General features: G+C 52.4%; 6 protein-coding genes. 2 read left to right on the top strand and 4 right to left on the bottom strand.

The window, feature by feature from the left end; genetic code table 11:
• Nucleotides 1-2,700: PAS domain S-box protein (locus H6F43_RS17185; RefSeq protein WP_190343940.1), on the bottom strand; the 2,700-nt coding region annotated here is incomplete at its 3' end.
• Between the two features lie 224 nt (nucleotides 2,701-2,924).
• The gene (locus tag H6F43_RS17180) at nucleotides 2,925-3,368 is read right to left on the bottom strand and encodes a hypothetical protein (protein WP_190343939.1); all 444 of its coding nucleotides are present in this window, start codon (nucleotides 3,366-3,368) and stop codon (nucleotides 2,925-2,927) included.
• Nucleotides 3,369-3,556: 188 nt separating this feature from the next.
• Between H6F43_RS17180 and H6F43_RS17175 the strand changes: the two genes are divergently transcribed.
• A complete protein-coding gene (locus H6F43_RS17175) occupies nucleotides 3,557-4,036 on the top strand; it encodes a phycobilisome protein (RefSeq protein ID WP_190343938.1) in 480 nt (159 codons plus the stop codon).
• Nucleotides 4,037-4,060: 24 nt separating this feature from the next.
• Here the strand turns inward: H6F43_RS17175 and H6F43_RS17170 are convergent, their stop codons facing one another.
• On the bottom strand, nucleotides 4,061-4,888 hold the full coding sequence (locus tag H6F43_RS17170) for an alpha/beta fold hydrolase (protein WP_190343937.1): 828 nt from the start codon (nucleotides 4,886-4,888) through the stop codon (nucleotides 4,061-4,063).
• A gap of 41 nt (nucleotides 4,889-4,929) precedes the next feature.
• Entirely contained in the window at nucleotides 4,930-5,652 is a 723-nt protein-coding gene (locus tag H6F43_RS17165; protein ID WP_190343936.1) for a lysophospholipid acyltransferase family protein, read from the bottom strand.
• Nucleotides 5,653-6,039: 387 nt separating this feature from the next.
• On the opposite strand from H6F43_RS17165, the gene H6F43_RS17160 reads away from it, so the two are divergent.
• Nucleotides 6,040-6,879, top strand: an 840-nt coding sequence (locus H6F43_RS17160; protein ID WP_190343935.1) for a methionine--tRNA ligase, incomplete at its 3' end; no start/stop codon positions are given.

Raw genomic sequence — 6,879 nt, 5'->3', positions numbered from 1 at the left:
GTCAAAGCACACAGGATACGACGAGGCTTCGAGGCGTTGGAGGTCGAGCAAATCGTTGATTAGTTCAATTTCGCGGGTGCATTCCGCCTCCAGAATATTAATGTATCGCATCTGCCGATCGCGGCTTGTAACCTGTTGCAGCAGGTGGATCGCCATTTTCATATTGGACATCGGCGTCCGCAGTTCATGAGAGACAGTACTGAGAAAGTCGTCCTTCAGTTGATTTAGCTCTTCCAACGCCGCAACCTGCGCCTGCGCTGCCTGAAATAACCGTGCCTGCCGCATGGCGATCGCGCACTGGTTCGCAACCTGCTCCACCAGACGAATTTCCAACTCCGAGAACACAGACCTACAGGGCTTAAACAGCCAGAGATCCCCAACAACACCCTGATCGTCTACCAGAGGACAGGCAAGCACGGCGTAGCGATGAGCAATCGATCGCACGGCATCCTGGCTGGTGCGGCAGAACTGGAGACACTGCGCTTGTAGTAGTTGTCCATAGACTTCGGGAAGCCGTGTCATCTGAATCACAGTTCCTTTCGCCCCTGGTAAGTGAGGGGAGCGGATGTATTCGTAAGCGATTGTGGACAACCGGCGATCGGCGTCGTAGAGTTCTGCATCGCAGGCGTCTACTTCCAGTCCCAGCGCCAGTTCCTGCACCGCGGTTTGCAAAATTTGTCCTTCATCCAGGCTGTCGCGTACGGAGTCAGTGATTCGCTTCAGCATCGCCTCAAAATGCAGCGCTTTCTGAAGCTCAGCGGTACGCTCTTGCACTTGCGCTTCCAGTTCCGTGTTGAGCTGCTGCACTCGGCGGTACAGTTCTGACTGCTGAATTGCGATCGCCACCTGCGTTGCCAACTGCTCTAACAAATCAATCTCAAACGCCTCCCAATGCCGCGCTGTTTGGCACTGATGCACGCCCAAAACGCCCCACATATCTCTGCCGTGCAGAATGGGAACCGACACAGCTGCATTGATCTGCAGCTGGTTCAGGTAGTGTTGCAGGGTTGGACTGGACTCAAGCTGCTGTACGTCATCAATGACACGATTAAATCCCAAGCGGTAGCCAACCTGAGACTGCTTGAACCAATCATCTTGAACGCGATCGCCCAGCATTGAGGACCACGGTGGCATCGTTGCCTCAGCGGTAATGACGCCATCCCCGTTTGGCTCTACGCGGCACAGCACCACCCGATCTGCCTTCAACAACTGCCGCACCTCGCACACGGTGGTGTTAAGAATATCCCCTAAATTTAGCGAGTTGCGAATCCGCTGGGCGATCGCGCCCATTAACCGCTCCCGCTCTGCCTGCTGGCGCTGGGCTTCTTCGATCTGTTTGCGCTCTGTAATGTCTTTCGTAAAGCAGTGGTGTCCCACCCAGCGATCGTGCCAGTCATACGCCGCTACCAGAACGATCAATTTGTAGAAGACAGAGCCGTCCTTGCGCAGGCCCCGCACCTCTGCCTCGGCTTTTCCCTCTGCCAGCATGGTTTGGTAGGTAGCCATCGCAATCTCTAAGTCATCAGGATGAACGGTTCTGTCCCAGGTCATCCCGATCATCTCTTCTTGCTGGTACTCCAGTGATGCTGCATAAGCGCGATTCAGCGCTACATAGCGACCATTCACATCAAGGCGAGCAATGCCCTCGACCGCATTTCCCAACGCTGTACTCATCTCTAGCAGTTCGGCTTGAGCAAGCTTGCGATCGCTGACATCTAAGAAAAAAATTGAAATTCCGCTGACCGAGGGAAAGACTCGCACCTCAAACCAAGTGCTGAGCGACGGATAAAATTCCTCAAAGGTGACGGGAAGCTGGTAGTCTATCGCTCGGTGCGCTTCCAGATCCAGCGTCGAGCCAGCGATTTCAGGAAAGACGTCCCACAGCCGATGTCCGAGTAAGCGTTCAGGCGATCGTTGAAAAAGCTGCGCGGCTTGGGAGTTGAGATAGGTAAACCGCCAGTCCGAATCCAGCGAGACAAACGCATCAGTAATGCTCTCTAAAATATTGGCAATCTGGCGATTGGCGTCTCGCAGCGCTTCCTCGGCGCGGTTGCGCTCGGTGATGTCATGGCAGTTAATCACCACGCCGCGAATGGCTGGATCATCGATCAGACTTGTCGCAACAGCCTCAAAGCTGCACCACGAGCCGCTGTGATGCCGTACACGATACTCGATCACAGCCTGACTGGAGCGTGGATTGGCAATTGCCTCCTTCAGAACGTGAAAGATGATACCGACATCATCTGGATGCACAAACTCTGCGGCGCTGCGCCCAAAGACATGCGACAAGGTGTAGCCCAACACGCGCTCCGCCGATGGACTGCAATAGCGAAATACGCCGTTTTGATCCAGAATCACAATGATATCAGTGGCGTTCTCAATCAAAGAGCGAAAGCGCTGTTCGCTTTCCTGAAGCGCGCGTTCTGCCCACTGACGATCGCTCACCTCCTGCTCTAGCCGTTGATTCATCGTCAGCAATTCTGTTGTGCGCTCTATCACCAGGTTTTCCAGCACACCCAAGTATTTTCCCTGGTCAGCCGCAACGATCGCATGCCGAATCTGATCACCCAGGAGTGAAAGCGTATGAAGTTCCGTCTGTCGGCGCTCTGCCTCGGACCTTAAGAGGATCTTCTTCATTCGCTCATAGGCTGCCTCATTCTCACAGCACTCACGCAAGCCTCTGAGATCTTCAGGTTTCATACTGCTGACCTAGTAGAAACAATGACGAACATGGTTAGTTCCTCTTTTAAGATGGACGAATTTCCGTAATAAATCTCAGCCAATCTTAAGTTCAGTCTAGGTTGAGTCAGGAGGTAAGTACTAACACGGAGGATACGCAGAGCTAAGGTAGATGACCAAAACTCCCAGCTTCTTCAAGAAACTGGGAACTCCTTCCAGCTTGGCGCTCTAAGTTAGAGGTAGTGCTACGGCAACAGTGCAGCGGCAGCCGCTGACGACGATCGTGGTGCGGCAAACACATAATAAATATCGCCGTCTTCAGTCACCTCGAAGTTTGCTGAAAACTCTTTTGCCCAAGCGTCTAAGTGATGCCGAGCGATCGCAGGTTCCAGCCGGGTTGCCGCTGCAAAGTCTAGTACGGATAGCCGTCCTCGCTGAGTTTGAAGCAGCTGAAAAAATCGATCGCGCATCACCTGTCGGTCTGCCTTAATGCTCGTATACAGCAGCCAAGCACCCATTGACGTAGGAGCTAAGCCCAAAAATACCAGCAGCATCGACAACAGCACCAGCACACCACCCGCCGCATGACTCGCCTCAATCCCCAGCAGCAAGCCTGTAGACACAGTTCCCCCGCCCACCAAAAATAGACTACCAAACACCTTTCCGACCTTACTCCAGATCCAATTCATGGTTTCTACTCCGATCGCTCGAATTGACCCGTTCATTTCAGACTAGCGCCTTGCCGCTCGATCGTGGAGACGCAGCAGATTCGGGTTTCCGATTCGAGGTTCTGTCGTTTGTTGCAAATTAATACAGGGCGTTAGATCAGGAGCAACTTACGGCAGTCTGAAATCGGAGTTATCACACGCGAATTCCCATGCACGCCTTGAATCACACTTTGGAACGCATTTTGCTGCAAGCCGACGGACGCTACCTGAACATTCAGGAGCTAGAGGTGGTCGATCGCTATGTTCAAACTTATGCAACGCGCCTGCAAACCTACGAGCAGCTACGGGAGCACGGCGACAAACTCGTGGTCGCTGCTCTTCGCAAGCTGATGCAGGTTCAGCCCGAGTTGGTGCAGCAGCATGGACCCCGCTGCAAGTACGACCTAACCGAGGTGCTGCGCTACATCGCGCTGGCAGTTTTGCGGGATGACGAAACCTTTTTCAGAGAGCAACTGCTGTTTTGGTTAGATACAGTTCTGCTAGCGCATGGTCGCACCGAGAACTGCGTGATTGTGTATCGATCGCTCAAAGACGCCATTACTAAAGCACTACCCGCCGCCAATGCTCAATTGATCCACCCCTACCTCGACAGCGTGATTCAGTCACTTGGGTCCCACGCTCGTCCCTAAGCTTGGCTTAAGCAGCGCCGTTCATTAGGACGCCTGATGGGTAGGTGACTGACTACGATCACTAGACTGCTGTGGCAGAAAGTCGTGGGTTTTTAGGATCTCGTAGAGGTTGACATTGGCTTCTAGCAAGCACGCATGACCACTGTGAGGTAAAATAACGCGCCTAACGTTAGGTAAGAGTGCTGCCAGTCGCTCAGCTTCTGCAAGTGAGGGCAGCAGGCGATCGCTGCTACTTACCAGCAGCAGCACTGGCTGAGTTAACCGTTGAAATTGTTCATCAGGAATCTTAAACTCGCTCAGGAGCGACAGTCGCCAGACTGAAGTTCTCTGTGGTACCGATTTAACAGCAGTAAACAGCGCCTCACGGTCCTCTGGTGCAATCAGCCCCAAATTCGCCAGAATCGGCATAAGCGCCAGTGCCGAAAGCTGATACATCGACTCCGGTAGGTAACGTGACAGTTGCGATCCCCAGAGAATCCACGGACGCGATCGGAACGACGACGCTGGGTTGACCAGGATGATCCGATCAAATAACTCAGGCGCATAGAGGGCAACTTTCATTGCCAGACAGCCGCCAAATGACTCACCGCACAGGTAGATCGATCGCCGCGACTCCGGGTTCAGTTCTGCCCGAATGCTCTCTACCACTGCCTCAACCAGTCCATCCCAGCTGGTCAGGTCATCTGGTGGGATCGCTAAACAGCGAACATCAAATCCGGCTTCTAGCCCTTCTGTCTGAGCCCTTAGAAGCTGTCCAGTCCCGTCCATTGCTGGCAGGAAGACAAATAGAGGGTAGTCCGGCTGCAATCGCCGAGGTGTGAGAAAACAAGGTTTACTTTGAATGTCTGGCATGGGAACGTGAGCAGTAGTCAATAATTATCAGCGCGCGCATTTCAGTAGCAGCCTTGACGCAGCAGTGAGCAAACGTCATCGTGACACTGTTGAGTTAGCTCTGTAACTAACGCTTTTGCTCGCTTGCCCTGATACGCTTGCCGCTGAGATGGACTAATCCAGATAGGGCGACCGACGAGCAGATTGACTCGCCGATAAATCACCATAGGGTGCCAACCCCTTTGAGCAAATAGCGGTTCAGAGGGATCGAAAAAGCTAAGCAGTCGCAGTGGAACTGCTGAGTTGACGGCTTCTTCGGTCGCGGCGATCGCCACGGGTAAAATTGCTAGGTCGCGTACGGGTACCCGCAGCGCTAGATGAGCGAATCCGCGCTGGAATTCTCCCATCTGATGAGGCAGCGTCTGTTTAACCATTGGTTCAGCCCCTTCAGGAAACACCCCAACCGCCTGCTGGGTCTGCAATAGCTGGATTGTTTTCCGGAAAAAGCTTTGCTGCCGTTGATCTGACGCATCTAGCGGAAAACACCCCAATTGGTCAACAACTTCGCGCATGACGGGAACTTGACCCATGTAATGATGGCAAGCAAAGCGAATTGAGCGCTGAGTTGCTGCCATAAGCAGGGGCGCATCCATAAAACTGCGGTGATTACTAACAACTAGCAGGGACCCCGTTGCAGGAACGCGATCGCCATAATAGGTGTACATTCGGGTTCCCAAACCAAATAGCATTAGTTGGGAGATCTGGAGAGGACTGTCTGAAGGCATGAAAACGGGCAACGGGTAGAAAGCAGCAGATGGAAAGGACTATTAGTGTGTTAACATTCCTTCACGCATCCAACCAATACCATAGGGCAGAAAGGCGATCGTATTGCTTATGTACTGACCAAATTCAACTCAAAACCACTAGCACTCGGCAACGATAAAGAGAAGAGTTCAAGGTCTTTAGAATTCTCTTGGATTTTTTAATCGACTTTGTAGCTAGAATTAAGTGGTAGTTATACGTCTTGTTAGAAGGCTGGATTCTTATAGTTCACAAGAAAGCAGACAAGCGCAAACTACTAACACTTTCACATGGCTATGCCCATTATTTAAATTAGAAGCTGAAACCCCGCGTGAACCCTCACTTTTTGGGGATTTTATTTCATACGATTCATGGATCCTAAGACGGTAAGCAACCGATTTTCTCTCACCACCCCGCTATATTATGCAAACGCGCTACCGCATATCGGTAGCGCTTATACGACGATCGCTGCTGACGTCATGGCTCGGTATCAACGGCTTCAGGGAACACTGACCCTTTTGGTTACAGGCACTGACGAGCACGGGCAAAAAATTGAGCGTACGGCTCAAGAAGCCGGACACAGCCCACAAGAGCACTGCGACCTCATTGTGCCGGAGTTTGTTACGCTGTGGCAGCAGTTAGGGATTCGCTACGATCGCTTCATTCGCACTACTGATCCGCGTCACACCGCGATCGTGAGTGAGTTTGTTCAGCGCCTCTGGGACAGCGGTGATATTTACCTGGGACAGCAGCAGGGGTGGTACTGCGTCGCCTGCGAGGAATTTAAAGAAGAGCGCGACTTGCTTGAGGGACACCGCTGCTCGATCCACACCAACCGTCAGGTTGAATGGCGCGACGAAAAAAACTATTTTTTTCGTCTGTCCAAGTACCAGAGTCAGCTTGAGGCGCTATACGCCGATCGCCCTGGGTTCATTCAACCCGACTACCGCCGCAACGAAGTGCTCAGCTTCGTTAGCCAAGGGCTGCAAGATTTCTCAATGTCCCGCATTAGTCTAGACTGGGGCATTCCGATTCCAGCCGACCCGAAGCATACAATTTATGTGTGGGTTGATGCACTGTTAGGCTACGTAACGGCACTGTTAGAGCCCGATGATGAGCCGACGTTAGAAAACGCGCTGGCAAAGTGGTATCCCTTTAACTTGCATTTAATTGGCAAGGACATTCTGCGCTTTCACGCGGTTTATTGGCCT

This window comes from Leptolyngbya sp. FACHB-36 (assembly GCF_014695955.1).
Lineage (GTDB): Bacteria > Cyanobacteriota > Cyanobacteriia > Leptolyngbyales > Leptolyngbyaceae > FACHB-36.
The sequence above is the reverse complement of the archived record's forward strand: the minus strand, read 5'-3'. Positions and strand labels throughout refer to the sequence as shown.

Bases quoted from the DNA above. Each gene is read 5' to 3' on its own strand.
- H6F43_RS17180 (WP_190343939.1), bottom strand. From the start codon at position 3,368: ATGAATTGGATCTGGAGTAAGGTCGGAAAGGTGTTTGGTAGTCTATTT.
- H6F43_RS17175 (WP_190343938.1), top strand. From the start codon at position 3,557: ATGCACGCCTTGAATCACACTTTGGAACGCATTTTGCTGCAAGCCGAC.
- H6F43_RS17170 (WP_190343937.1), bottom strand. From the start codon at position 4,888: ATGCCAGACATTCAAAGTAAACCTTGTTTTCTCACACCTCGGCGATTG.
- H6F43_RS17165 (WP_190343936.1), bottom strand. From the start codon at position 5,652: ATGCCTTCAGACAGTCCTCTCCAGATCTCCCAACTAATGCTATTTGGT.